This is a genomic window from Streptomyces sp. NPDC048664 (genome assembly GCF_040650555.1).
In the GTDB taxonomy this organism is placed as follows: Bacteria; Actinomycetota; Actinomycetes; order Streptomycetales; family Streptomycetaceae; genus Streptomyces.
Window position 1 is genome coordinate 41,663 of record NZ_JBEZHK010000038.1, and the last position, 25,019, is coordinate 66,681.

At 73.6% G+C, this 25,019-nt stretch carries 18 protein-coding genes, 1 tRNA gene, 1 pseudogene and 1 riboswitch; of the genes and pseudogenes, 12 read left to right on the forward strand and 8 right to left on the reverse strand.

Annotation, left to right across the window (positions count from 1 at the left end; translation table 11 throughout):
- Positions 1-160 precede the first annotated feature (160 nt).
- From AB0C59_RS30685 to AB0C59_RS30695, 3 genes are all read left to right on the forward strand, one after another.
- Positions 161-532 (forward strand): hypothetical protein, encoded by a 372-nt coding sequence (locus AB0C59_RS30685; RefSeq protein ID WP_363010366.1) that lies wholly within the window; start codon positions 161-163, stop codon positions 530-532.
- Positions 529-1,029, forward strand: coding sequence for a hypothetical protein (locus AB0C59_RS30690; protein ID WP_363010368.1), 501 nt, complete (start codon positions 529-531; stop codon positions 1,027-1,029). Before AB0C59_RS30685 ends, AB0C59_RS30690 begins: the two co-directional genes overlap by 4 nt.
- Positions 1,030-1,110: 81 nt before the next feature.
- Positions 1,111-1,764: a class I SAM-dependent methyltransferase gene (locus AB0C59_RS30695; RefSeq protein ID WP_363010370.1), complete on the forward strand. Its 654-nt coding sequence runs from the start codon at positions 1,111-1,113 to the stop codon at positions 1,762-1,764.
- A gap of 62 nt (positions 1,765-1,826) precedes the next feature.
- On the opposite strand, the gene AB0C59_RS30700 is transcribed toward AB0C59_RS30695, so the two are convergent.
- Positions 1,827-2,267, reverse strand: a complete 441-nt coding sequence (locus AB0C59_RS30700; RefSeq protein ID WP_363010372.1) for a hypothetical protein — start codon at positions 2,265-2,267, stop codon at positions 1,827-1,829.
- Positions 2,268-2,508: 241 nt separating this feature from the next.
- Between AB0C59_RS30700 and AB0C59_RS30705 the strand changes: the two genes are divergently transcribed.
- On the forward strand, positions 2,509-2,652 hold the full coding sequence (locus AB0C59_RS30705; RefSeq protein WP_363010374.1) for a hypothetical protein: 144 nt from the start codon (positions 2,509-2,511) through the stop codon (positions 2,650-2,652).
- 204 nt (positions 2,653-2,856) lie between these two features.
- Positions 2,857-4,374 (forward strand): FAD-binding oxidoreductase, encoded by a 1,518-nt coding sequence (locus AB0C59_RS30710; protein ID WP_363010376.1) that lies wholly within the window; start codon positions 2,857-2,859, stop codon positions 4,372-4,374.
- 70 nt (positions 4,375-4,444) lie between these two features.
- On the opposite strand, the gene ribA is transcribed toward AB0C59_RS30710, so the two are convergent.
- Together ribA and AB0C59_RS30720 are read right to left on the reverse strand one after the other, a co-directional pair.
- Positions 4,445-5,140, reverse strand: coding sequence for a GTP cyclohydrolase II (ribA, locus tag AB0C59_RS30715; RefSeq protein WP_363010378.1), 696 nt, complete (start codon positions 5,138-5,140; stop codon positions 4,445-4,447).
- Between the two features lie 104 nt (positions 5,141-5,244).
- On the reverse strand, positions 5,245-5,757 hold the full coding sequence (locus tag AB0C59_RS30720) for a MarR family transcriptional regulator (protein ID WP_363010380.1): 513 nt from the start codon (positions 5,755-5,757) through the stop codon (positions 5,245-5,247).
- A gap of 58 nt (positions 5,758-5,815) precedes the next feature.
- On the opposite strand from AB0C59_RS30720, the gene AB0C59_RS30725 reads away from it, so the two are divergent.
- From AB0C59_RS30725 to AB0C59_RS30745, 5 genes are all read left to right on the forward strand, one after another.
- Positions 5,816-6,964, forward strand: coding sequence for a dihydrofolate reductase family protein (locus tag AB0C59_RS30725; RefSeq protein ID WP_363010382.1), 1,149 nt, complete (start codon positions 5,816-5,818; stop codon positions 6,962-6,964).
- A gap of 119 nt (positions 6,965-7,083) precedes the next feature.
- Positions 7,084-7,157, forward strand: a tRNA-Met gene (locus AB0C59_RS30730).
- Positions 7,158-7,306: 149 nt separating this feature from the next.
- Positions 7,307-8,698 carry a PP2C family protein-serine/threonine phosphatase gene (locus AB0C59_RS30735; RefSeq protein ID WP_363010384.1) on the forward strand — a complete coding sequence of 464 codons (1,392 nt, stop codon included), beginning with the start codon at positions 7,307-7,309 and terminating at the stop codon, positions 8,696-8,698.
- A gap of 233 nt (positions 8,699-8,931) precedes the next feature.
- Positions 8,932-9,091, forward strand: a riboswitch (cyclic di-AMP (ydaO/yuaA leader).
- A gap of 11 nt (positions 9,092-9,102) precedes the next feature.
- Positions 9,103-10,116 (forward strand): M23 family metallopeptidase, encoded by a 1,014-nt coding sequence (locus AB0C59_RS30740; protein ID WP_363010386.1) that lies wholly within the window; start codon positions 9,103-9,105, stop codon positions 10,114-10,116.
- A gap of 132 nt (positions 10,117-10,248) precedes the next feature.
- Positions 10,249-11,193 carry an aldo/keto reductase gene (locus AB0C59_RS30745; RefSeq protein WP_363010388.1) on the forward strand — a complete coding sequence of 315 codons (945 nt, stop codon included), beginning with the start codon at positions 10,249-10,251 and terminating at the stop codon, positions 11,191-11,193.
- Positions 11,194-11,276: 83 nt separating this feature from the next.
- Here the strand turns inward: AB0C59_RS30745 and AB0C59_RS30750 are convergent, their stop codons facing one another.
- The 4 genes from AB0C59_RS30750 to AB0C59_RS30765 form a co-directional block, all read right to left on the reverse strand.
- A complete protein-coding gene (locus AB0C59_RS30750) occupies positions 11,277-12,698 on the reverse strand; it encodes a PrsW family glutamic-type intramembrane protease (protein WP_363010407.1) in 1,422 nt (473 codons plus the stop codon).
- Between the two features lie 208 nt (positions 12,699-12,906).
- Entirely contained in the window at positions 12,907-13,725 is an 819-nt protein-coding gene (gene trmB / locus AB0C59_RS30755; protein WP_363010409.1) for a tRNA (guanosine(46)-N7)-methyltransferase TrmB, read from the reverse strand.
- A 113-nt stretch (positions 13,726-13,838) separates the two neighbouring features.
- A complete protein-coding gene (gene lhgO, locus AB0C59_RS30760; RefSeq protein WP_363010411.1) occupies positions 13,839-15,056 on the reverse strand; it encodes an L-2-hydroxyglutarate oxidase in 1,218 nt (405 codons plus the stop codon).
- A 134-nt stretch (positions 15,057-15,190) separates the two neighbouring features.
- Entirely contained in the window at positions 15,191-16,615 is a 1,425-nt protein-coding gene (locus AB0C59_RS30765; protein ID WP_363010390.1) for an MFS transporter, read from the reverse strand.
- Between the two features lie 704 nt (positions 16,616-17,319).
- On the opposite strand from AB0C59_RS30765, the gene AB0C59_RS30770 reads away from it, so the two are divergent.
- Together AB0C59_RS30770 and AB0C59_RS30775 are read left to right on the forward strand one after the other, a co-directional pair.
- On the forward strand, positions 17,320-19,410 hold the full coding sequence (locus tag AB0C59_RS30770) for an asparagine synthase-related protein (protein WP_363010391.1): 2,091 nt from the start codon (positions 17,320-17,322) through the stop codon (positions 19,408-19,410).
- Positions 19,411-19,636: 226 nt separating this feature from the next.
- Positions 19,637-22,922: pseudogene (locus tag AB0C59_RS30775) on the forward strand (BTAD domain-containing putative transcriptional regulator).
- Here the strand turns inward: AB0C59_RS30775 and AB0C59_RS30780 are convergent.
- Positions 22,909-24,909: a sigma-70 family RNA polymerase sigma factor gene (locus AB0C59_RS30780; RefSeq protein ID WP_363010393.1), complete on the reverse strand. Its 2,001-nt coding sequence runs from the start codon at positions 24,907-24,909 to the stop codon at positions 22,909-22,911. The pseudogene AB0C59_RS30775 and the gene AB0C59_RS30780 overlap by 14 nt on opposite strands.
- Between the last annotated feature and the right edge of the window lie 110 nt (positions 24,910-25,019).

Consider the following 25,019-nt stretch of genomic DNA (forward strand, 5'->3'; position numbering starts at 1 on the left):
TGCTCCGCTGCAGCGCTGCGTGCGTACGTTGTGTCCTTTTCGTGACGTGAAGTCAGCCCCACGGTACGGAGCGCAGCACCGGGTGCCCTGTTGCCAGCGAACCCGCGGCCACTACGGTGCGCGGCAGATCAGCCCACCCCGACCGGCGAAGGGGCCCGTAATGACCAGGCACCTGTGGAAAGTCGGCACGAACTCGGGCAACGACGGATGCCCCACCCTCTACACCGAGCCCGGTACCGACACCTACGTCGTGCAGGGCGACCCGATCACTGATCCTGCCGACCTTGCGCAGCTCGACCTCGCGGCCGGCGAGGCAGCCGTGACCGTGCCACGCGAGCTGCTCGCCAACTTCGGCCCGAAGGAGCCCGCGCACGTGTCGCAATTCATCCGCTTCGAGGACTCCGGCCACATGTTCGCCAAGCTCAAGCACTCCGCGTGGAGGCTGGAGACGCGCCGCCGGCCGGGGCACCGGGGACCCTCGACGGAGCGGGTCTTCAATACGGCACGACACCCCAGAAGGGAAGGTCAATGACCGTCACCCTCGATCAGCCCACAGGTACCCGTACGCGGGACCCGCAAGAACTCCTCAACGCTGTCGCTCCGCACATCACGGAGCTGACCATCAACGTCTTCGACTCCGGCATGAACCTGTGGGATCGGGAGATCGCCCTCCTGCTCCGCGACCACACCATGGTCCGCGACATGGCCGAACGGATCCTCGGCAACGCCGTCATGTACACCGTCGGCTGCATCGAGCACCCCGAAGTACACCTCGGAGTCGGCAAGCTGGTCGACCTTGGCGTCCATCAGCTGATTCTCGACACGCCCGTCTGGTTCGGCATCTGCCGTCTGTACAACGGCGGCGCCTACAAGCACCCCGCTCCGTTCGTCGAACGCCGCCGTGACGGCCTGTGCCTGCGCACCGCCGACTTCCCGAACTCGATCGGCTTCGCCATCGACGAGGAACTGTGGGCCATCGACAGCGCCAACTGCTCGCCGTGCGACAACAAGGTCCCCGACAGCCACTGACCCCGCTACAGTCGCCCCCGCCCTCACGGCACCCCCGAGGGCGGGGGCTCCCGCATCCCGGACGACCCGGAGGAACGCGCTGTGCCCGTACCGCACGACATCGCTGCCGAGACCGAACTGTGGGACACCTACGCCGAGTCGGCCTTCAAGGACAACCTCGATCCGTCGTTCTGCTGGACTCAGTACTCCGGCCACGGTCCTGGCACCGAGCTCCTCGGCAATCCGGAATCCGTACTGGAGATCGGCTGCGGCACCGGCCGCGCCCTCGCTCACCTCGCTCAGCAGGGCGTCAGGGCCACCGGTGTCGATCTTTCGCCGCGCATGGTGCGACGTGCGACTGAGAAGTGGGCGGCCCTCGGTGTGAGGATCGAGCAGGGCGAGGTGCTCCGCTGGCTCGCCGCGGAGGGGAGCCGATACGACGCGGTGTACTCCATCTTCGGCGCGGCCTGGTTCACCGACCCGTCCCAGCTGTTCCCGCTCGTCCACGAGCGCCTTGTCCCAGGTGGCACGTTCGTGTTCTCCCAGCCGCCGGCCATCCCCGGCGCGTACGGCCCGCAGGGTATGTACAAGGGCGGCTTCGCGGGCAAGGCCATGTACACCTACCGGTACAGCTACCGGCCTGCCGTCTGGGAGCGCCTGCTGACCCGCGCGGGCTTCGCCTCGGCCGAGGCCCGCGTCATCGACGCTGCAAAGCCCGGGCACATCGGCACGCTGCTGGTACGCGCTGAACCTTGAGGTCGGTGAACCCGGCAGTCCCGGACAACCGTCGACGACGGAACAGCGCAACAGGCTGGACATCAACAGGCAGGGCCTACGGTCACCTGCACCTTCTTGAGGTGCTTTGCTGGTCTGGCATCGGCGTCGTAGCCCGGATTGTCGCTCGCCCATGCCGCCTCGGTGCAATACCCGGGCTCGGTCGGCGACGTGTGGGTGATGTTCTGGAAGGTCGGCTCACAGTGCGTCAGGTCGTACTCCCCCACCACCTGTGCACTGTCCGGGATGCCGGGCACTTTCATCCACAGGATGACGTCCCGCGTGGGCAGGCAAGGATCATCCGTGGTGGACGACTTCGGCTTCGCCGTACGGTGCACGGGACCTGGCTCGGCCGTCGAGCTGTGGCTCTCGACAAGCGTCCGGGTCGGGGCCCCCGAGGAGGCCGGCGCGGCGTGCGTGGTGTTCCCACTCGTGCATGCGGCGGTCAGCGCGATGGCGGCGACAGGCAGGATGAAGCGGCGCAAGGTCCCCCCTTGGCAGTGCTGTGGTTGCGTGAGCCACAGTGGCAGCCCTGTACGCAGTGCGTACGGATGTTGCCGCACCGTGACAATGGAGCTGGTGCCCCGGTGGCCGCAGCCGCGCCACTCACAGCGCCCCGCAATCCGGAACTCGCTCGCAGTCGGCGTCGGCCGCGTCTGCCGTGCCGGTGAGCGGAGGGGGGCGTCGTGGGGGTTCTCGTCGATATCCGGGGTTGGCTGGAGTGTGATGATCGGCAGCTCGCGCGGGTCCGGGAGCCTTTCCCCCGAGGCAGTACAACTTCGTCAACCGGGCCTTTTTCGCGGCCCAGATGACAACGACCTGATCACCGGCCTGTTCCTCGTCAGCCACGAGGTCGACGGCGACGAGTAGGGCGTTCGTCCGTCGGCGTATTCCCGTTCAGTTTCAGACGCGCGGTGATATAAGAAGTCGGCCGGTCCTTTCGAAATGGCCGGGCCAATTCCCTTGCGTGTCGGCGGAATCGTCATGATCCCCCTTGTTACTCTGCGCGTCGCGGAAATCCCCACGCAATTTCCCACGCGCCAACCGGCTGAGCCGGTCGAGAGGACAAAGAACATGCATGACTTTTCTCGTCGCGGCCTGCTCAGAGCGACCGCGGCCGGCGCGGGTGCGGCGGTTGTCCCGGGGGCGACCGCCGTGGACGCCGCCGCCGCGAGTGGCGGACACGGCGGCGGTGGCGGGCACGGCGGTGAGCACTGCGCTCCGGCGCAGCTGACCGGCCGTGTCGTGCGGCCCGCCGACTCCGACTACACGCAGGCGAGCCTCGGGTGGGACGAGCTGTTCAGCCACTATCCGCTGGTCATCGTCTTCGCGCAGAACACCCAGGACGTGGTCAACGCCCTGACGTGGGCGCGGCAGAACAACGTCGCGTTGCGGGTGCGCAGCGGTCGCCACAGCCTTGAGGGCTGGTCGAACGTCGACAACGGCATCGTGATCGACATCAGCGAGCTGAAGTCGGTCGACATCGACACCCGCACGGGGATCGCGAAGGTCGGCGCGGGCCTCAACCAGTTGGAGGCGGTGACGGCGCTCTCCGCCGAGAACCTCGCGGTGACGACCGGGACGGAGGGCAGCGTCGGTCTGGCCGGTGCGACGCTGGGCGGCGGCCTGGGCTTCTTCACCCGCTGGCTGGGCATGGCCTGCGACGGGCTGGTCGGCGCCGAGATCGTCGTCCCCTCGGGTGACCAGTGCGCCAAGGTGCTCCAGGTGGACGCCCGCAGTCACCCGGACCTCCTGTGGGCGCTGCGCGGCGCGGGCAACGGCAACTTCGGGATCGTCACGTCGCTCACCTACAAGGCGGCGCCGCTGAAGAGCGTCACCTATCTCCAGGCGACGTGGACGGGCATCGGGGACCTGCACGGGGTCTTCGACGCCTGGCAGCGCACGGGACCGACGGCGGACGACCGGCTCGGCACCCAGCTGGAGATCCACAAGAACCAGATCCTGCTCTTCGCGGTGCTCGCCGAGGGGACCCCGGCGCAGGCGCAGCAGATGCTCGCCCCGGTCCTGTCGGTCGGCAGCCCGACGGTCACGACGCAGGTGGGCAGGTGGGGCGACGTCTACGCGGGATTCCAGGTGCCGACCGAGGACGAGCCGGCGAACTGGAAGTTCTTCTCGCAGTTCACCAGGAAGCCGTTCCCGAGCGCGGCGATCGACGTGATCGCCTCGTTCATGGCGACGGCCCCGACCGACGACAGCAACTTCTTCACCCAGGCGTTCGGCGGGGCGGTCAGGAGGAGTCCCCGCGGCGGCACCTCGTTCCCGCACCGCGACGCGCTCTTCTACTCGGAGCCCGGCGCCGGGTGGGGCACCCGCGGCACCCAGCCGGGTGTCTGCGACCCGCTCACCCCGCAGGCCCAGGCATGGATCGCCGAGTTCAGCCAGGCCATGCGCCCGTACGTGCACGGCGCGTACGTCAACGTGCCGAACATCGGTATGCAGGAGTGGGAGACGGCCTACTGGGCCGACAACTACGACCGGCTGCGCCAGATCAAGTCGAAGTACGACCCGGGCAACGTCTTCCAGTACGAGCAGAGCGTCTGCCCGGCGTCCACGCAGCACGGGCGCGGCTGACCCGCCGTTCCTGCGCCGCCCGTCCCTGCGCCGTCCGACCCGCGCCCCCTCGGACCGGGGCGCGGGGCTCTCAACCCGCGGTCAGTTCCGTGAGGGGCAGGGTGTGCTGGGTGTGGACCACCTTCGCGCGCAGGTAGTGGACGTTGTGGGCCGTGGTGAAGACGCCCGTGGGGACGTGCTGGGCCACCGTCAGGCCCAGGCCGCGCAGTTGGGCCGCCTTGTCCGGGTTGTTGGAGAGCAGGTCCAGGGCGCCGATGCCCAGGGCGTGGAGCATCTGGGCCGCGGCCGTGTAGTCGCGGGCGTCCTCGGGCAGGCCCAGCGCGGCGTTCGCCTCGTAGGTGTCGAGGCCCTGGTCCTGGAGGGCGTAGGCGTCGAGCTTGTTGTAGAGGCCGATGCCCCGGCCCTCCTGGCGGAGGTAGAGCAGCACACCGCCCCTGTCGGCGATGCGCTCCACCGCCTCGCGCAGCTGGGGGCCGCAGTCGCAGCGGGCCGAGCCGAAGACGTCGCCGGTCAGGCATTCGGAGTGCAGTCGCACCAGCGGGGGCCGGTCGGCGGGGGGCTCGCCCAGGATCACGGCCAGGTGCTCCTGGCCGTCGGCGAGGCCGTGGAAGGTGACGAGGTCGGCGGTGACCGTGTAGCCGTCGCCGAAGCGGAGCGGGACGGTCACACGGGTGCGGACCGAGGCGGCGGGAAGGCCGGTCGGCCCACCGGTGCCGGTCGGAATACCGCTGTCGCTGGTCGTGTTGGCCCCACGTTCGTCGCGCATGCGCCCGTCTCTTCTCCCGATCCACATGCTTCAGATTTGAAGCACACCGTCCGTCGGAGACTCTAACTCATGCTTTAAGTTTCAAGCAATGCTTTTCCGGGCGGTCACGTCGCGGTGGAGCGCCGGCGCCACGGCACCCCGCCGCACGCCGAGCGCTCCTCGTCCTGCTGCAGGGCCCGCGTGATCTGCCCGCAGATCGCCTCCAGTTGCGCCACCTGCTCCGTGGTGAGGTGGTCGAAGACCGACGCGCGGACCGTCTCGACATGGCCGGGCGCCGTACGCTCCAGCAGGGCCATGCCCTCGTCCGTCAGCACCGCCTCGCTGCCGCGCCCGTCGCTCGCGCAGCCCTCCCTGCGCACCGCGCCGTCCCTCTCCAGGCGCGTGACGGCGTAGGTGAGCCGGCTGCGCGTGATCTTGAGTGTCTCGGCGAGGTCGGTCATCCTCATCCGGTGTCCGGGTGCGTCCGAGAGGTTGGCCAGGACCGAGTAGTACAGGTGCGGCATGCCGGCCTCCTGCTGGAGCTGCCGGTCGACCGTGTCCTCCAGGAGCCACGATGCCGCCAGGTACGAGCGCCAGGCGCGCTGTTCCTCGGGGGTGAGCCAGCGGGTCGTCGTCATGCCGCCAGTGTAGTTATTGTTTAAAAGTTGAACCATAGTTGTCCTTGGAGAGCGCCCCATGACCCAGCCCTACGTCCTGTTGTCCGCCGCCGTCTCCCTCGACGGCTACCTGGACGACACCGGACCCGAGCGGCTCCTGCTGTCCGGGCCGGAGGACTTCGACCGGGTCGACGAGGTGCGGGCGGGCAGCGACGCGATCCTCGTCGGCGCGGGCACACTGCGCACCGACAACCCGCGGTTGCTGGTCAACTCGGCTGAGCGACGCGCGGCCCGTGTCGCCGCCGGCCTGCCGGAGTACCCCCTCAAGGTCACCGTCAGCGCCTCCGGCGACCTCGATCCCGCCGCCGCCTTCTGGCACACCGGCGGGGAGAAGGCCGTCTGCACGACCGACGAGGGCGCGCGGCGGCTGCGCGGCCGGCTGCCCGCCGACATCGAGGTGGTCGCGCTCGGCCCCGAGGTGGAATGGCGGGCGGTCCTCGCCCACCTGGGGGAGCGGCGGGGCGTACGGCGGCTGATGGTCGAGGGCGGCGGCCTGGTCCACACCCAGTTGCTGCGCCAGGGCCTCGCGGACGAGCTTCAGCTCGCCCTCGCGCCCCTGTTCGTCGGGGACACGGCCGCGCCGCGCATGTTCGGGCCGGGGGCGTACCCGCCGGGGCGGATGCGGCTCGTGGAGACCCGGCAGGTCGGGGACGTCGTCCTGATGCGCTACGTCCCCACGGCCCCCGGCACCGGACCGCTCGCCACCGCGGCCGACCGGCGGTGGCTGGAGGAGGCCTGCGCGCTCGCGGCGCAGTGCCCGCCCTCCCGGACGGCCTTCAGCGTGGGCGCCGTGATCGTCGCCGCCGACGGCACGGAACTGGCGCGGGCGCACTCCCGCGAGGGCGGCGACCCCGTCGTCCACGCCGAGGAGGCGGCCCTCGCGAAGCTGGCCGCCGGCGATCCCCGGCTGGCCGGCGCCACGGTGTACAGCAGCCTGGAACCCTGCGCCCGCCGCGCCTCCCGCCCGGCGCCGTGCTCCCGGCTGATCCTGGACGCGGGAGTACGGCGCGTGGTCACGGCCTGGTGCGAACCGGACACGTTCGTTGCGGCGGCCGACGGGAACGCCGTCCTGGCGGCGCGGGGCGCCGACGTGGTGCTGCTGCCGGAGTACGAGGCGCTCGCCCAGGCCCCGAACGCCCATCTGCTCGCCCCGCCTGCCCACCCCTGACCACCCCGCCCCCACCCGGGCCGCGGCCCCCTCGGGCGCCGCGATCCGCTGGTCGGGGACGGTGCGTGGGAAACGAGTGTGCGTCGGCCCCCGCGGATGACGTACACTGGTTTCACCGACGCGGGGTGGAGCAGCTCGGTAGCTCGCTGGGCTCATAACCCAGAGGTCGCAGGTTCAAATCCTGTCCCCGCTACTGAACGCGAAGGCCGGAGTCCGAAAGGGCTCCGGCCCTTCGTGTTTCCGGGGACCGTTTCCGGGGGCCGTCGTCCCCGCTCCGGCCGCCCGTACTCCGGCCGGCCCACAGCGGTCGCCTTCCGCCCACCTTCCGGAAAACCTGTACGGGTGGTGCAGCAAGCAGGTGCGCGGTACGTCGAGACGTTCCACGACCGACAGGGCCGACAGGGCCGAGAAGACCGACGAGATCGACCGGACCGGCCGGCGGACGGCGGCCGGCCGTCCGGCGATCCCGGGCCGGACGGTTCCCCCGGGCCCGACGGCTCCCCGGGCGCCGACAGGCGGGACGGCCGCGACACTCCAGGCCGTGCGGGTGGCGCGGGTGCCGGCGGCGGCGAGGCGCGTCGCGTCCGGTGCGCGCGGGCGTTCCTGTCCGCCCTGCCCGCGCTGCTGATCGCCGTGGGCGCCGGCTACGACTGCCTGACGCCCTCCGACGTCACGGCGGGCCCCCTCTTCACGGCCGCACCGCTGGTCGCCGCGCCCCTGTACACGTTGCGCGGCACCGTCCTGATCGGGGTGGCCGCGATCCTCGCCGTGCTCGGGACACGTCTCGGGGCCCGCCTCGGGGTCGGTTCCGCCGGGCACGCCGGGTCGGTCACCGAGACGGTCACCATCGTCACCGTCGCCGTCCTGGCCGTCCTGCTCAACGTGCTCGTACGCCGCAAGAACGAGCGGCTCGCCTCCGCCCGCGAGATCGCCGGCGCCGTCCAGCGCGCCGTGCTGCCCGAGCCGGCCGCCCGGATCGGCGGACTGGACATCGCCGCCCGCTACGAGGCGGCGCACGCGGGTGCCTTCATCGGCGGCGACCTGTACGCCGTGCAGGACTCCCCGCACGGTGTGCGGCTGATCGTCGGGGACGTGCGGGGCAAGGGGATGGGGGCCGTGGCCGCGGTCGCCGTGCTGCTCGGCGCCTTCCGGGAGGCGGCCGAGCAGGAGACGACGCTGGAGGCCGTCGCCCAGCGCCTGGAGCGGGCGCTGTCGCGCGAGGGCGCCCGGCGGGAGGGGCTCGACGCGTTCGAGGGCTTCACCACCGCGGTGCTCGTGGAGATCCCGCACGGCGGCGGGGCCGTCCGCATCGTCAACCGCGGCCACCCCTCCCCCCTGCTCCTGTCGCCGGACGGCACCCTGCGCGTGCTGGAGGCGGGGGAGAGCGCGCTGCCGCTCGGCATGGGGGACCTCGGGGTCTGGCCCGACCGGGCCGAGGAGCGGGAGTTCCCGCCCGGGGCGACGCTGCTCCTGCACACGGACGGCGTCTCCGAGGCGCGGGACGCGCGCGGCGAGTTCTACGACCCCGCGGTCCGGCTGGCCGGCCGGGCCACCGCCGGACCCGGCGCCCTCCTGTCCGCCGTGGTGGAGGACGTCGCCCGGCACACCAAGGGCCGCGCGACGGACGACATGGCCCTGCTCGCCGTACGCCGCCCCGAGGCGTCCGAGGCCTCCGGGACGGCGGAAGCCTCCGGGACCTCCGAGGTCGCTTCGGGGGCGTCCGCGCGTTCTTGATCGTTATCACGACGGGCGCGGACCCGGAGGCTCTCCGCGTAACGATTGACGAACCGTCATCCCGCCGGAGGTTTACCGGGCGGGGGTAACTCGCCCTTTTTGGGTAGGTCGTGGCCTGAAAGTCCTGGCCAACGGCGTTAAGGATCTCTCGGAACCGCTTGGAATCAGGGCCCCGAGTCTATTAACGTTCGATAACGCAGCGCGGTTGTCCCAGCCGTCACAAGAGACGGCTCCGTGCGCGTGTGCCGAATCCCGCGAGGGAACCGGGGAACCACCACCTTGGGGTGAATCGAGCGGGTATCGCCGTGTGCGCAACACGGCCGGTATACGCGCGTAGGAGACCTTCCTCTCCGAACCCGTCAGCTAACCCGGTAGGCGAGACGGAAGGAAAGGAGTGCGCCCACGTGGCGTCCAACCGGCCTGCCCAGAGCACCTCGTTCGCTCCGAACGACCCCCAGACGTTCGGCTTCGCGCCCGGCGCGGACGAGGGCCCCTGGGAGGAGTGGAACCCCACCGAGGACTCCCTCCGTCCCGTGCGCGGCCGGCACCGCGTCAGCAAGCAGCGTGGCGGCGGGCTCGCGCGCAGCTCCACCGTCCTCGGCGTCGGCGTCATAGCGGCCGTCGGCGCGGGCGGCATGGCCAGCGCCCAGACCGGCAAGGCGCCGGTCTCCCTCTCCATGCCGGACCTGTCCTCGCTCACGCACTCGGCCAAGGAACTCATCAGCGAGGACGCCGGCACCGCCGGGCACTCCGCGACCGCGACGGCCGACGACGCAGCCTCGGACTCCTCCGGTGGCGCGGCCGAGGCGCTGCGCGCCCGCATCATGCAGCAGGCCGAGGCCCGGCAGAACCAGGCCGCCGCCGTCGCCGCGCGGGTGGCGCAGGACGCCGCCGTGAAGCAGGCCGCCGCCGAGGCGGCCAAGGCGCAGGACACGGCCGTGGCCAAGGCCGACGCGGCCAAGAAGGAGGCGGAGGCCAAGAAGGCGGCCGAGGCCAAGAAGTTGGCCGATCTCGCCAAGCAGTACACGCTGCCGACCTCCTCCTACACCCTGACCTCGCACTTCGGCGACGCGGGCTCCATGTGGTCCTCCGGCTACCACACCGGCCTCGACTTCGCCGCGCCCACCGGGACGCTCATCAAGGCGATCCACGGCGGCACCATCACCGAGGCGGGCTGGGCCGGTTCGTACGGCTACCGGACGATCCTGACCCTGGACGACGGCACGGAGCTGTGGTTCTGCCACCAGTCCTCGATCAACGTCAGCGTCGGGCAGAAGGTGACCACGGGCGACGTCATCGGGCGGGTGGGTGCGACCGGCAACGTGACGGGTCCACACCTGCACCTGGAGGTGCACCCGAACGGCGGCGCCGCGATCGACCCGCTGGCCTGGCTGCAGGGCCGGGGCCTCAACCCCTGACACGCTCCTTCCGCCCCCGTGCCCTCGCCCCGGCGGGCGCCCACGGGGGCGGAACGTGACGATCCGTTTGTTTGCGTGATCTTTGCTGCCGCCCCGCACAACTTCTCACCGGTTCGCGCGTTGTCGTAGAGCATGACTTCTCTCCGCAAACTGGGCTCCTCCGACCTCGAGGTCTTCCCGCTCTCGCTCGGCGGCAACGTCTTCGGCTGGACCGCCGACGAGACGCGGTCCTTCGCCGTCCTCGACGCCTACACCGCCGCCGGCGGCAACTTCGTGGACACGGCCGACGCGTACTCGGCGTGGGTCCCCGGCCACCGGGGCGGCGAGTCCGAGACCGTCATCGGCAACTGGCTCAAGGCGCGGGGCAACCGCGCGGACGTCGTCGTCGCCACGAAGGTCGCCCGGCACCCCGAGCACATGGGTCTGTCCGCCGCCAACATCAGGGCCGCGGCCGACGCCTCGCTCAGTCGGCTGGGCACCGACTACATCGACCTCTACTACACGCACTTCGACGAGCCCGAGGTCCCCGTCGAGGAGATCATCGGCGCGCTCGACCAGCTGGTGAGGGCGGGCAAGGTGCGCGCCATCGGCGCCTCCAACATCTCCGCCGAGCGGCTGCGGGAGTCCCTCGACCTCTCCGACCGCGAGAACCTGGCGCGGTACGTGGCACTCCAGCCGCACTACAACCTGGTCTCCCGCGACACGTACGAGGGCGCGCTCCAGGACGTCGCCTCCCGGGCGGGCCTCGCGGCGATGCCGTACTACGCGCTGGCGTCCGGCTTCCTCACGGGCAAGTACCGGCCGGGCGTCACGGTGGACTCCCAGCGGGCGCAGGGCGCGGGCAAGCACCTGGAGACCGAACGCGGCCAGCGGGTCCTGGCGGTTCTCGACCAGATCGCGACGGAGCGGGAGGTGGAGGTCGCGACGGTGGCCCTGGCGTGGCTGGCCGGCCGGCCGACGGTGGCGGCCCCGATCGCCTCCGCGCGGACGCCGGAGCAACTGCCGGCCCTGCTGGCGCTGGCCGATCTCGCCCTGACGGAGGAGGAGACGGAGAAACTGACGGCGGCCTCCGCCTGACCCGCCTCGCCTGACGCACCCCACCCGCCCCGACGCCCCGCTCCACCTTGCCGCCCGGCCGTGACGCGGCGTCCTCGCCGCGCTCAGCCGCGATACGGGTTGTTCTGGACCGGCTGCGGGACCGGGTCGGTTCCCGGGCTCTGGCCGGGGCGCCAGGCGTGGCCGGGCTGCGGGATGTAGCCGAGGTACGGGATGTGGCCGGGCTGCGCCGTGGGGACGGTGTGCGCGGGGTACGGCGGCTGGTGGGGCACCGCCACCGGGCCGTGCGGCGGTGCCCAGTGGGCGGGCGCGTAGCCGTACATCGCCCCGGCCGGTGGCGGCACGACCAGGGGCGCCACCGGTGTCATGGCCCGCGCGGCCTGTGCGAGCGCCGGCCGGGCCACCTCCCGTCGCGCCCACAGTTCGGTGAGCAGCTCCCGCTCCCGCGTGACGAAGTCGGCGTCCGCCCTGCCCCGGCGGCCGCGCCCGCGCAGGAACGCCAGCGACGTCGCGCAGGCCTCGTACTGCGCGACCGCGCGGGCCGCCGCCCTGCCGCCGTGCCGTCCGGCCCACTGGCGGGCGAGCCGCCGGGCCCGCATCGAGCCCAGGGTGAAGGGCTCCACCGGCCCCAGCCACCCGGCCGCCGCGTACGCCGGAAGCTCCTCGCGCACGGTCCTCAGCTCCCGCTGCCTGGTCCAGACGGCCAGCCAGGTCAGCAGTCCGAACGCGGGGGCCATGAACGAGAGGTAGACCGCGAGGAAGCCGTAGTCCCCGAACGACGAGGACCCGTTCCACAGGGCGTGCATGCCCATCGCGAGCAGCAGCCCGACCGCCGGCAGCAGCACCCGGCGTACCCGCCGGCGCCGCGCGGACAGCGCCGCGGCACCGAAGCCGATCCCGGTGAACACGGTGAACAGGGGGTGCGCGAAGGGGGACATCACCACCCGGACGAAGAAGGTCCCGGCCGTCGCGGAGGTGATCCCCCCGCCGCCGGTCATCCGGTCCGTGCCGAACGCCATGCCCAGGTACAGGATGTTCTCGGTGAAGGCGAAGCCGGTCGCGGTGACCCCGGCTATCACGACCCCGTCCACGATCCCGGTGAAGTCGCGTCTGCGGAAGAGGAAGACCAGCAGCACGGCCGCCGCCTTCGCGGACTCCTCGACCACGGGGGCGACGAGGGTCGCCCCCAGCGTGTTCGCGCCTGCCGGGTCGGCCGTGGCGGTCGCTATCCACCTCGTCGCGAAGCTGTTCGCGACGATCGCGATGAGCGCCGCCGCGCACGCCCCCCAGGCGAAGGTGAAGACGAGGTCGCGCCAGGGGCCCGGTTCGACCCGGTCCAGCCAGCGGAACGCGGCCACCAGCAGCGGCACGGGCAGGACCGCGAGTCCGAGCCCCACCAGAAAGCCCTCGGTGCCGGTCTGCTGCCGTACGAGGGCGAGGATGACGAGACCGCACAGCGCGAGCAGGGTGATCAGCGCGGCGTAGCCCACCCTGCGCTTCTGCCACCAGTGCACGGGGCCGTCCACCGGGCCGTACGCCTGCCCGGACGGGGGTCCGTACGGGGCCGTCGGATACGGGGCCGTGGTGTACGGGGCTGTGTACGGGTCTCCGGGCGGCGGCCCACCGGGTGCACCGGCGGGGCGCGTCGGATACGGGGGAACGGTGGCCACGGCATCGACCCTAACGAGACAGGGGCGCCGTCCGCGACGGTGCCTGGTGGTGGGCCCGTGGCGCTCAGTCGCCGGCCAAGGAGCGGTCCTGGTGCGGTACGCGCTGGAACAGCAGATCGTTCACGACATGTCCCTTTTCCAGTCCCTGTCCCTCGAAACGGGTCAGTGGCCGGAAGTCGGGGCGCGGCGTGAAGGCGCCGCCCGGCTCGGTGTTCTCGAAGTCCGGGTGCGCCGTGAGCACGTCGAGCATCTGCTCGGCGTACGGCTCCCAGTCCGTCGCGCAGTGCACCAGGGCGCCCGGAGCCAGGCGGGTGGCGGCGAGGCTGAGGAACTCGGGCTGGATCAGGCGCCGCTTGTGGTGGCGCTTCTTGGGCCAGGGGTCGGGGAAGTACACGCGCAGGCCGGCGAGGGAGTCCGGGGTGAGCATCTCGCGGAGCAGGATGATCGCGTCGCCGTTCGCGACGCGGACGTTGGCCAGCGCGCTCCGGTCGGCGAGGTTGAGCAGATGGCCCTGCCCGGGGGTGTGGACGTCGACGGCGAGGATGTTGGTGTCCGGGTCCTGCGCGGCCATGCGGGCGGTCGCCTCGCCCATGCCGAAGCCGATCTCCAGCACGACGGGACGGGTGTTCCCGAACAGCTCCGCGAGGTCGACCCGCCGCTGCCCGTCGATGTCGAGACCCCACAGGGGCCACAGCCGCTGGATCGCCTCCGCCTGTCCGGCGGTGACCCGGCTGCGGCGCGGCTGGAAGCTGCGGATACGGCGCTCGAAGTGCGATCCCGCCGGGTCGGCCTGGGGGCCGTCGGGAAAGCGCGGCTCGCCCTTGGCACGGGGGTGCCGGACGGCCGCGTCGAGGTCGCGCGCGCCGGGGGCGCCACCGGGCACGGTCGCGTGGTCTTGGGGAACGGATGCGAGGGACTCAGACACAGTGCCCTCCATGGTAAGGGGCGCCGCGCGGTGCCCCCGGGGTGCGCGTCCTCGCCGACCCGGCACGGGGTTCAGGCCCGGTTCAGCGCGGCCAGGGCCTTGCGGGCGATCTCCCTGCCGATGGGGAGGGAGGCGGTGGCCGCGGGGGACGGGGCGTTCAGCACGTGCACCGTCCGCGGGGCCTCCCGGATCAGGAAGTCGTCCACCAGCGTCCCGTCCCGCAGTACCGCCTGTGCCCGCACCCCCGCGGGCGCCGGCACCAGGTCGTCCGCCTCGATGCCCGGCAGCAGCCGGCGCACCGCCTCGGTGAACGCCGTCTTCGACACCGACCGGCGCAGCTCGCCGGCCCCGTACCGCCAGTGCCGCCGCGCTATCCGCCACGAGCCGGGCCAGGCCACCGTCCCGCCCAGCTCCCGGGGGCGTACGACCGTCCAGTCGTACCCCTCGCGGGCCAGGGCCGGCACCGCGTTCGGGCCCACGTGGACCCCGCCGTCGATGCCCCGGGTCAGATGCACCCCGAGGAACGGGAACGCCGGGTCGGGCACCGGGTACACCAGCCCGTGCACCAGCTCCGGCCGCGCCAGCTCGTAGTACTCCCCCCGGAACGGCACGATCCGCATCCCCGGGTCGTCGCCGGTCAGCCGGGCCACCTCGTCGCACTGCAGGCCCGCGCAGTTCACCAGCGCCCGGGCGCGCAGGACCGTCCCGTCCGCCGTGCGCACGGCGACGCCCAGCGCGGGGCGCCGGTCGATCCGGACCACCCGCGCGCCGTACCGGATCTCGGCGCCGGAGGCCTCGCCCAGCTGCCGGGCCACCGCCCCGTAGTCGCAGATCCCGGTGGTGCCCACATGGATGGCGGCCAGGCCCCGGACCTCGGGCTCGTACTCCGCGATCTGGGTCTGACCCAGCTCCCGCACCGCGATGCCGTTCTCCCGGCCGCGCTGGACCAGGGCGTGCAGGCGCGGCAGCTCCTCCCGCTCCGTGGCGACGATCAGCTTGCCCGTGACGGCGTGGGCGATGCCGTACTCCGCGCAGAACTTGACCATCTCGGCGGCGCCGCGCACCGCGTACCGCGCCTTGAGGGAGCCGGGGCGGTAGTAGATCCCGCTGTGGATGACCCCGCTGTTGCGCCCCGTCTGATGCCGGGCCGGGCCCGGCTCCTTCTCCAGGACGATCACCCTCGTACCGGGCGCGGCGCGCGTGAGGGCGTACGCCGTCGACAGGCCGACGATCCCGCCGCCGATCACCAGCACGTCACAGTCGTGGCCGATCTCCCGCACCTGTTCCACCTCCCGGTTCCGATAGTGCACTGCGCCACCGACAATGCCCTCAAACCCGGGACGCGCGGAAGATCGCGCAGGTCGCACGGCCCCGTCGGGTCCGCCGGCCCGGTGGGCGCCGAAGGCTCCCGCGGACGACGCGCTCAGGCGGGCGTCATCAGCAGCGGGCGGGCCCGCTCCCGCAGCTCCACCACGCGCGGCTCGTCGCCGTAGGGCTCCAGCCGGTGCAGCAGGTCACGGACGTACTCGGTGGTGCGCGCCGACGATATGCGGCCCGCGACCTCCACCGCCCGCACCCCCTGCTCGCACGCCGCGTCCAGGTTGCCCGACTCCAGCTCGGCGACCGCCGACACGACCAGGCGCAGCCCGTGCGAGCGCACGAACTCCTCCGTGGGCCGGGACAGGGCCTGCTCGGTGAACCGGCGGACCTGGCGCGGGGCCTTGAGGTCGCGGTAGCACTCGGCGGCGTCGGCCGCGAAGCGGTCGTACGAGTAGAAGCCCAGCCAGCTGGGGTCCTGGTCGCCGTCGCGGGCGCGCTCCAGCCAGCCCTCCGCGGACTTCAGGGCCGTGCCCGCCGCCTGGGCGTCGCCGGCGCGCGCGTGCGCGCGCGCCTCGACCAGCCGGAAGAAGCTCATGGTGCGGGCGGTCGCCAGGCCGCGGTTGCGCTCCAGGGCGGCCTGGGCGAGGTCGACGCCCTCGTCGCCGAAGCCGCGGTAGGTGGCCTGGAGCGACATGGACGCCAGGACGTAGCCGCCGAGGGGGACGTCTGCGGCGGCGCGCGCCAGGCGCAGCGCCTGGATGTAGTAGCGCTGGGCGGCCTCCTGCTGGCCCGTGTCGAAGGCCATCCAGCCGGCGAGGCGCGTCAGTTCGGCGCTCGCCCCGAACAGCGCCCGGCCCACCTCGTCCGAGTACGAGCCGAGCAGCAGCGGGGCCGCCTCCACCCGCAGGCATTCGGGCACCATTGACGAACGCCAGTCCCCGCCCCCGTACTTGGAGTCCCAGCGCCGGGCGTCCTCGGCGGCCTCGCGCAGCTTCTGGACGTCGCTGTGGCCGACTTTCAGCGCCGCCGCCGGCCCGTCGCCGGGCGCGGGGTCACGGGCCACCGAGCTGTCGGCGGGGGTGATCAGCCAGCGGGAGGCGGGCGTCGCGTAGGCGCTGACCGCGAAGGATCCGGCCAGTGACTGCCAGATGCCACCGCCGCCGGCCCGGCGGCCCGCGAGGTCGAGGCGGTACAGCTCGGTCGCCGACCGCACCGCCTGGCCGACGTCCCGGGGGAAGGCGAGGCCCACTTCCGGCGCGGGGTCCGCGTCCGCCAGCCCTATCTCGTGCAGCGGTACCGGGCGGCCGAGCTTCTGGCCGATGGCCGCGGCGATGAGATGCGGCGCGGCGCCCTGCGGCACCATGCCCTTCGACACCCAGCGCGCCACCGACGTCTTGTCGTAGCGAAGCGTCAACCCGCGCTGGGCGCCGAGGTCGTTGACACGGCGGGCGAGTCCCGCGTTGCTGATTCCCGCGAGGGCGAGAACGGCGCCGAGCTTCTCGTTCGGCCCGCGTTGCTCCCTGGACATGCGCCACCCCTCGACACAGACGGCTGCCGCGGCGATGGCATAACCGCCCGGCATTCGTAAACCCAGCGTAGTTCGCCGCATCCCATGCGTTAAGGGGCGTAAATCCGGATGGCGGGATTGTGGCCCGGACTTCGGCACGGAGGGTGGTGACGTGCTCCCGGTGTGTGGCCATGCGCCCGTCCGTGCGCTCTCCTGCGGCGGACGCGGGGGCGGTTCGATGGTGTCGCGTGGGTCGGCCCGCTGTACTGGATCCAGCGGGCTGGGGGATACCGCCGCCCCATCCCCGCGGGCGGCGGACCGGTCCGGGGGGCGAGCTCCGCCTCCCGGACCGTGCGGTGCGCGGACCCGGTGCGGATCCTGTACGGAGCGTGCCCAACCCCGCTGGTGCGTAGTCGATTTGGCCGAATGTCGTTGGTCGGCCCGGCGGGCGATCAGGCCTCCCACCATGACTCTTGGCGGCGCGAAAGGCGTTTGCGGGGAGTGTTTCGGGGGCGCATTCAGGTCGCCGCCTCCGCCATGGCACCCGCGCCCCGTCCTGTCGACGCCTGTTCACGTGAGACGAGTTGGCCGGTTCACGGGGGGCTCCTCGAAGGCGCGTTCAGGGGCGCACAGGTCGCGGCGGGGACCCTCCGGCAGGCGTTCTTCGTGGCAGCATGTAGCCGTTCATCCGGTGCACTGGTTGTCCACAGCCTGTGGAGGCGTCGATGCGGTGGTTGGTGGGGTGGAGCAGCGCCGCCGCGAGACCCGCCGTGCCGGGACCGGACGGCGCCTTCGGACACGACGACGGCGGCACCGTGCACCCCGTGGGCTCCCAACTCCTGTGGGGGGACCCGGATCCGCTGTGGGCGGTCGGCGACTGGCGCCCGGACGAGGTGCGGATCGTCAAGGGCGACGCACAGACCCGGATCGCGGTCCTCGGCGTCTGCGGGGCGTCGGACGAGGAACTGCGCGGGGGCCTGCTCGCCGCCCGCGGAGGGGCACTTCGCCATCTCACCGCCTGGCCCGGCAGCTACACCGCCGTCGTCCAGGTGGGACGCAGGCTCACGGTGTGCGGCGACCTCGCCGGCGCGCGGCCCGTGTTCCACACCCCCTGGGCGGGCGGCACGGCCTACGCGACCGCCGCGCTCCCGCTCGCCGACCTCATCGAGGCCAACCTGGACTTCGGGCACCTCGCGGCCCTGCTCGCCGCCCCCGACGTACCGGCCGCGCTGCACGACTCGACCCCGTACGACGGGGTGCGGCGCATCCCGCCCGGCCACGCGCTCGTCCTGCGGGCGGGTGCGCGGGAGATCGCCGGATACGAACCCGTCGCCTCCCTCGCGGTCGCGGCGCCCGTCACCGATCCCACCGCCGCCGTCGCCGCGGTGCGCGACGCCCTCGTGGGCGCCGTACGCGCGCGCCTCTCGGCCCCCCGGCACGTCCCCGGCGCCGACATCGACCCCGGCCCGGTCCCCGGGATGGGGCCCGCCGAACGCCGCGCCGCCCGGGGGATGCCGGTGCCCGGGATCGGCGCCGACCTCTCCGGAGGGCCGGCCTCGGGCACGCTGGCGCTGCTCGCCGCCGGGCTCCCCGGGATGCCGGGGACGGTCCTCGGGCACGGCACCGGCGCCGGAGAGCGCCTGCTGGCCGTCACCTTCAACGACCTCGCCGTACGCGGCCGCGAGACCGAGCTCGAACGGGCCGGGACGCTCGCGGCGAACCCCCGGCTGCACCATGTGGTGGTCACCGGCGGGGAGGACGTCCTTCCCTACGTCGACCTGGCGGGCCCGCTCACCGACGAGCCGGGGCCCTGCCTGGTGACGGCGGCACGGCACCGGGCGCGGCTGGCGGCGGGCAGCGCCGACCACTTCACCGGCCACGGCGCCCGCCAGGTCCTGGACGCGCACCCGGCCCGCCTCGCCGACCTGCTGATGGACCGCAAACGGCGCCATCTCGTCCGCCCGGTGGCCGCGCTCGCGAGAGCCGACGGCTCGGTCACGGTCCCGGCGCGCGTGTACGGCGCGGCGCGAAGACTGGCCCGCACGCCGTACCGGACCGGCCTCGACGAACTCGCCGAACGGCTGATGCAGCGCCGCTTCGACGAGCCCCAGGGCGCGGTGGAGGCGTCGCTCGCCGCACTCACCTGGGCGAGACCGGGGCCGGCGGCACGCTGGCTGACCGGTGAGGCCCTCGCCGAAGTATCGGTTCGCCTCCAGCTGGCCGCCGGCCGCACCACGGCGGGCCCGGGACAGCGCCCGGGCGACTTCCGCGCGCGTTCCGCGCTCGCCCGGCATGCGGCGGACCTGCGGGTACTGGAGCAGGCCGCGGAGATCCGCTCCCAGCGGCTGCACGCGCCGTTCCTCGACAACCAGGTCGTCCGCGCCGGCCGTGCGCTGCCCGAGGCACTGCGGGTGCAGCCGGGGGCGCGGGCAGCGATCCTGCGCGCGGTGCTGGAGGGCGCGGGCGTCGCCGGCCTGCCGCCCGGCTGGGGGGCGCCCACGCACGCCGTGGCCCAGGCCGCCGCCCGGACCGGCCTGCGGGTGGCCGCGGACTCCCTCATGGCCCTGTTCGACACCCCGCTGCTGGCGGAGGCGGGCCTGGTGGAGGCCCGGGTGGTCCGCAAGGCGGTCCGCGCCGCGGCGGGCGGCGCCCCCCTCCCCCTGGACGGCCTCGCGGACCTGGTCTCCCTGGAACTGTGGCTGCGCCGCCTGCTCGCGCGCCGCGGCACCTGCTGGACGGGCACCCCGGCAAGAACCCGAGCGGTCCCCGCAGGAATCACCCCCCGAGAAAAAGCCCTGGACCCAGGCCCCCGATAGGGGCGCGGGAAACTGCGCAAAATCCGCCCACGCACCCGCACCAGGCAGCGGACCCGAGCCCCCCGATAGGGGCGCGGGGAACTGCGCAAAGTCCCCCCACCCACCCGCACCCGACAACGGACCCGAGCACCCCCCCCCGATAGGGGCGCGGGGAACTGCGCGAAAGCCCCCACCCACCCGCACCGGACAACGCCCCCCCACCCAGGACAACGCGCGACAATGAACCGTGCGCTACACCATCCTGGGCCCCGCCCAAGCAGAGGACGACCAGAGCACCCCCCTCCCCCTCCGCGGCCAGCGGCTCCGCACCCTGCTCACCGCCCTGGCCCTGCACCCCGACCACCCCGTCACCCACCAGACCCTGATCGACGAGATCTGGGCCGACACCCCACCGCTCGACGCCCTCGCCGCACTCCAGGCCCTGGTGGGCCGCCTGCGCCGCGCCCTCGGCAGGGACGCCGTCGCCCAGGAACCCGGCGGCTACCGCCTCGTCGCCGCCCGCGACGCCGTGGACCTCTTCGTCTTCGAGGACCTCGTCGAGCGCGGCACCTCGGCCCTCTCCCGCGGCGACGCGCACACCCGCCGCCCACGACCTGCGCGAGGCCCTCGCCCTGTGGCGCGGCCCCGCCCTCGCCGACCTGCCCGACCGCAGCGCGGCCGTGCGCCCCGAGGCGCTGCGCCTGACGGCGACCCGCGCCCGCGCCGAGGCCGACCTGCGCCTGGGGCGCGCCGCCGACGTCGTACCGGAACTGACCGAACTGGCCGCGGCCCATCCGTACGACGAGCCCGTGCACGCCCTCCTCCTCCGCGCCCTGCGCGCCACCGGCCGTGCCGCCGACGCCCTCGCGGCGTACGAGCGGCTGCGTCGCAGGCTCGCGGACGGCCTGGGAACCGACCCCGGCCCCGAACTGCAGTCACTGCACGCGGAGTTGCTCGCCCCCGCCCCGCCGTCAGGGGCCCCCACCCCCGCCCCCACCCCCCGCACCGGCAACATCCGCCCCCGCCTGAACTCCTTCGTCGGCCGGGAAGCCGAACTGCACGCCCTCCGGGCCGACGTGCGCACCTCCCGCCTCGTCACCCTCACCGGACCGGGTGGTTCCGGCAAGACCCGGCTGGCCGAGGCGGCCGCCGCCGGGCAGCCGAGGGCGTGGATGGTCGAACTCGCGCCGCTCGACCGCCCGGAGGCCGTCCCGGCCGCCGTGGTCAGCGCGCTCGGGCTGCGCGAGACGGTCCTGATGACCAACGAGTCGGCGGCACCGCACGACGACCCGGTCGCCCTGCTGATCGAGCACTGCGCGCCGCGCGCCGACCTGCTCGTCCTCGACAACTGCGAACACGTCGTCGACGCCGCGGCCGCACTCGCGGAGACGCTCCTGACCCACTGCCCCGACCTGACGATCCTCGCCACCAGCCGCGAACCCCTCGGGGTCCCGGGCGAGACGGTCCGGCCCGTCGAGCCGCTGCCGCCCGATCCCGCGCGCCGGCTCTTCCTGGAGCGCGCCGCCTCCCAGGCCGCCGCCGTCGCGGACACGGCGGCCGTGGACGAGATCTGCCGCCGCCTGGACGGTCTTCCCCTGGCCATCGAACTGGCCGCCGCCCGGCTGAGGATGCTCACCCCCCGGCAGATCGCCGACCGTCTCGACGACCGCTTCCAGCTCCTCACCTCGGGGAGCCGTACGGTCCTGCCCCGCCAGCAGACCCTGCGCGCGGTGGTCGACTGGTCCTGGGACCTGCTGGACGAGCGGGAGCGCGGGCTGCTGCGCGAGGTGTCCGTCTTCGCGGGCGGCTGGGACCTGACCGCCGCCGAGGCCGTGTGCACACCTGACGCCGCCGACCTCATCGGCTCCCTGGTCGACAAGTCCTTCCTCGTGGCGACCCCTTCCACGGGCGAGGACGGCACGGGCATGCGCTACCGCATGCTGGAGACGATCCACGAGTACGCCACCGAGCGGGCCGCCGAGACGCCCGAGGTGCGCGAGGCGGCGGAGCGCGGGCATCGCGCATGGGTGCGCGCGCTCGTCGAGGAGGCCGACCCGAAACTGCGCTCCGGCGACCAACTCCCCTGGATCGCACGGCTGGAGACGGAACTCGACAACATCCGCACCGGTCTGCGCCGGGCCGTCGCCGCCGGGGCGGAGGAGGAGGCCGGGGCCATCGCTCTCGCGACGGGCTGGTTCTGGTGGCTGCGCGGCTTCCGGGGCGAGGGCGTCGACCGGGTGAGCCGCGTCCTGAGCCTCACGGCACCGCCCGCGACCTCCCCGGACGGCTCCGCCCCGGCCCCCTTCGACCCCGTCGAGGCGTACCACGCGCCGACCCGCCCCGAGGAGGAGCACCCGCTCCACTCGATGCGGATGAGGCTGCGGTTGCTGCACCTGTTCCTGCTCGCGGAGTCCGCGACGGCCGACACCCTGCTGGGTGAGCGCGCGCAGGAGTACGTCGCCGCGGTCCGCGCGCACTTCGCGCGCGGCGGCCCGGACGCGGCCTGCCTGCCCGGCGTCGTCTGGCCGCTCATCACCTACCCCATGGGTCAAACCCACGACGTCCGCGAGGGTCTGGACATGACGGTCGCCAACTGCCGTGCACTGGGCGGTGACTGGGAGGTCGGCGCCACCCTGATGCTGCGCACGCACGTCCTGGTCGACTCCCTGGGCGGCCTGCCGGACGTGGACGACGACCTCGCGGAGCTGCGGTCGATCAGCCGCCGTGTCGGGGATCGCTGGATGCGGGCCCAGGTGTGCAGCGCGGCCGGGGAGACGGCGATGGGGCGCGGCGCGTTCGAGGAGGCGACGGGGGAGTACGAGGAGGCGCTGCGCTTCGCCCGGGAGGTGGGGGCGTACGCGGAGACGCCGTTCCTGCTCGCCCGGCTCGGCGAGATCTCCTACCGCCAGGGCCGGCGGACGGCCGCGCGCTAGGCCCTGGACCGGGCCGACGCCGCCGCGGACCGGTACGGCGTCCAGGAGGCCCGCGCGTTCGTGTACCTGCTCCGCGCGTACCTGGCGCTGGAGGAGGGGGAGCACGGCCGGGCGCGGGAGTGGTGGCGGCGGGCGCGGACGGAGGCGTTGCGGGGGTCGCCCCCTCCGCAGTTCCTGGCCGCCGTCCACTGTGTCGACGGGCTCGTCACCGCCGCCGAGGCCGGTCCCCGGTCCGGACTGCCGAAACTGGTCGAGGCGCTGCGCGTGGCCGTGGTGAACCGGTGCGCGGAGGCCGTGACGGCGGGAGTCCTGGACAGCACGGCGACCGTCCTGGCGTCGATGGGCGAGCACGCCGCCGCCGTCCGGCTGCTCGCCGCGGCGGACGGCCGGCGCGGCGCGTACCCGCGGCCCGAGCCCGAGCGTTCGCAGGCGGAGCGGATCAGGGAGGCGGCGCGCGCGGCCCTGGGCGGGGACCGCTTCGACGCCGAGCAGGCGGTCGGCGTGCGGCTCACCCATGAGACGGCGCTGCGGGACCTGGAGCGGCTGTCCGGGGGCGCGTCCCCCACCGACGGCGGGAGCCTCGCGGCTACGAGCAGGTGAAACGCGCCTGGGCCCAGTCCACGAGCGCCTGCCCGCCGTGCCGGGTACGCGGCTCCACGACCAGCCGGACCGTCCTGTGCCCGGTGAGCCCGATGTGGACGGGCAGTGCCGGGTCACCGTCGGCGGCCGGCGGTGACTGCCAGGCCCGTACCCCGTCGAGGAACACCGAGAACCGCACCTCGCCCGGCTCGGCGGTCAGATCGTCCACGCCGGTCAGCGCGTCGAACGACGAGCAGGGGCGGTTGAGTTCGATCACCACCGACGACGCGCCCTGGACGGTCACCCCGCGGCCGTAGCGCTTGTCCCCGATCCGCATGCCCCAGCGCCGCCAGACCCAGCTGCTCTCCCGCAGCCGCATCACGGGCCCGCCGCGGTCGCCGCGGTCGGGCAGCAGATCCGCTGTCACGTCGTACGGCAGCCTGTTCCACCAGAAGACCGCGGCGGCGGGCGGGGACGGCGCGGGCGACGGGGGCCGCGTCGGAGTCGGACTCGGAGTCGGACTCGGTGTCGGTGTCGGTGTCGGGGAGGGCGTGGCGCTCGGGGTGGTGCGCGCCGGACGCGGCGGGGGAGTGTCCACGACCGGGACCGCGACCGGCTCGGTGGCCGAGGCGGGGGTGTCTGCCGGTGCCGGCGTCGTCGCGGGCGGCCGGGGGACGGCCGGGGTGTCCTTCGGCGTGGGCGTCGGCGGTGGCTGCGGGGACCGTGTGGCGGCCCGGGACTCCACGGCTCGCGGCGCGGGCGGTCTGGCCTCCGGGTCCGTGACCGGCGCGTGGTGGCCGACCGTCGCCAGGGCGATCACCGTGGCCGCCACCGCGACGACACCGGCCGCGATCCCGGCCTGCCACGGGGCGCTCAGCCCCTTGACCAGCGCGCCGGCACCCCCCGTGCCCGTGCCCGCGGAGCCGCCGCCCGCCGTGGCGACCCCACCGGCGGCGCCACCCGTGGCCCCCGCGCCCGCCGCGGCTCCGGCCGCGGCCGTACCGGCACCTCCGGTGATGAGCGCGAGGGCCTTGGCGTACCCGGTGGCACCGAACCAGCCGATGACCGCGACCGGTACGACCGCGGGAATGCCGTTCGCGATCTCCTCGATCTGGGTCACGGCCAGCCGGCACCGGGCGCACTCCTCCAGATGCTTGCGCAGACCCTGCTCGGCCCGGGTGCGCAGCCGGCGGCGGGCGTACGTGCCGAGCTGACCGGCGTAGCGCGCGCACTCCTCGTCGGCGACGAGCGCGGCGCTCACATGGGCTTGGAGATAGGCCTGCCGGAGGCCCTCACGGGCGCGACTGGCCAGCACCCGGGCCCCGTTGGCGTCCAGCCCGAACAAGGTGGCGATCTGGCTCGGCGACTCCTCCTCGACCTCCGTGTGCCACAGCACGGCCTGCCACCGCTCGGGCAGCGAACGGAAGGCCGCCCTGGCCATCGACTGCTCGGCCTCGTGCAGCGCCCGCACGTCGGCGCCCGGTTCCGCGTCGCCGCCGAAGCCGCCGGGGGAGGGCGCGGTGCCGGGCTCTTTGGAGAGGCGCGCGGACTGGGCGGCGAACACCGCGAAGTCGTCGACCAGTTGTTCGCGCCGGGAGGACTTCGCCCAGGTGGCGGCGACCCGGCGGACCGTGGTCAGCAGGTACGCGCGCACGGCGTACCGGGGGCCGGAACCGGCGCGCACCGCCTGGAGCATGCGGGCGAAGACCTCGGCGGTCAGATCGTCCGCCGTGTGGGTGTCGCGGCAGCAGGTGCGGGCGTAGCGGCGCAGGGCTTCGGCGTGGCGCCGGTACAGCTCCTCGTACGCCGTGTCGTCCCCGTCGCGCATCCCCACGATCAGTTCGGCGTCCGAGGGCGGCAGCGCACCGCGTCCGCGCTGCGTCGGCAGGCCGATCCCGGGCGCCGCGTCCGCGCCCGCCGTGTGCGCGGGTGGCGTGTCCTGGCCCGGCACGCGCCGCGAGACCTCCGCGCCGCCGCCCGGTGACTCGTCCTGCCCGTCAACGCTCATCGTGGAAAGCCCCGCCGCCTGCCCGACCCACTCCCGAACAGCGGTCAGCGTGCCACACCGGTACCTGCCCGAAAACACTCGTACGGCCCACCGCGCGTTCCCCGGGAACG

Excerpts from the sequence above, each read along its gene's own strand:
- AB0C59_RS30685 (WP_363010366.1), top strand. The coding sequence starts at position 161 with ATGACCAGGCACCTGTGGAAAGTCGGCACGAACTCGGGCAACGACGGA.
- AB0C59_RS30690 (WP_363010368.1), top strand. The coding sequence starts at position 529 with ATGACCGTCACCCTCGATCAGCCCACAGGTACCCGTACGCGGGACCCG.
- AB0C59_RS30705 (WP_363010374.1), top strand. The coding sequence starts at position 2,509 with ATGATCGGCAGCTCGCGCGGGTCCGGGAGCCTTTCCCCCGAGGCAGTA.
- AB0C59_RS30710 (WP_363010376.1), top strand. The coding sequence starts at position 2,857 with ATGCATGACTTTTCTCGTCGCGGCCTGCTCAGAGCGACCGCGGCCGGC.
- ribA (WP_363010378.1), bottom strand. The coding sequence starts at position 5,140 with ATGCGCGACGAACGTGGGGCCAACACGACCAGCGACAGCGGTATTCCG.
- AB0C59_RS30720 (WP_363010380.1), bottom strand. The coding sequence starts at position 5,757 with ATGACGACGACCCGCTGGCTCACCCCCGAGGAACAGCGCGCCTGGCGC.
- AB0C59_RS30725 (WP_363010382.1), top strand. The coding sequence starts at position 5,816 with ATGACCCAGCCCTACGTCCTGTTGTCCGCCGCCGTCTCCCTCGACGGC.
- AB0C59_RS30745 (WP_363010388.1), top strand. The coding sequence starts at position 10,249 with ATGACTTCTCTCCGCAAACTGGGCTCCTCCGACCTCGAGGTCTTCCCG.
- AB0C59_RS30765 (WP_363010390.1), bottom strand. The coding sequence starts at position 16,615 with ATGTCCAGGGAGCAACGCGGGCCGAACGAGAAGCTCGGCGCCGTTCTC.
- AB0C59_RS30770 (WP_363010391.1), top strand. The coding sequence starts at position 17,320 with ATGCGGTGGTTGGTGGGGTGGAGCAGCGCCGCCGCGAGACCCGCCGTG.
- AB0C59_RS30780 (WP_363010393.1), bottom strand. The coding sequence starts at position 24,909 with ATGAGCGTTGACGGGCAGGACGAGTCACCGGGCGGCGGCGCGGAGGTC.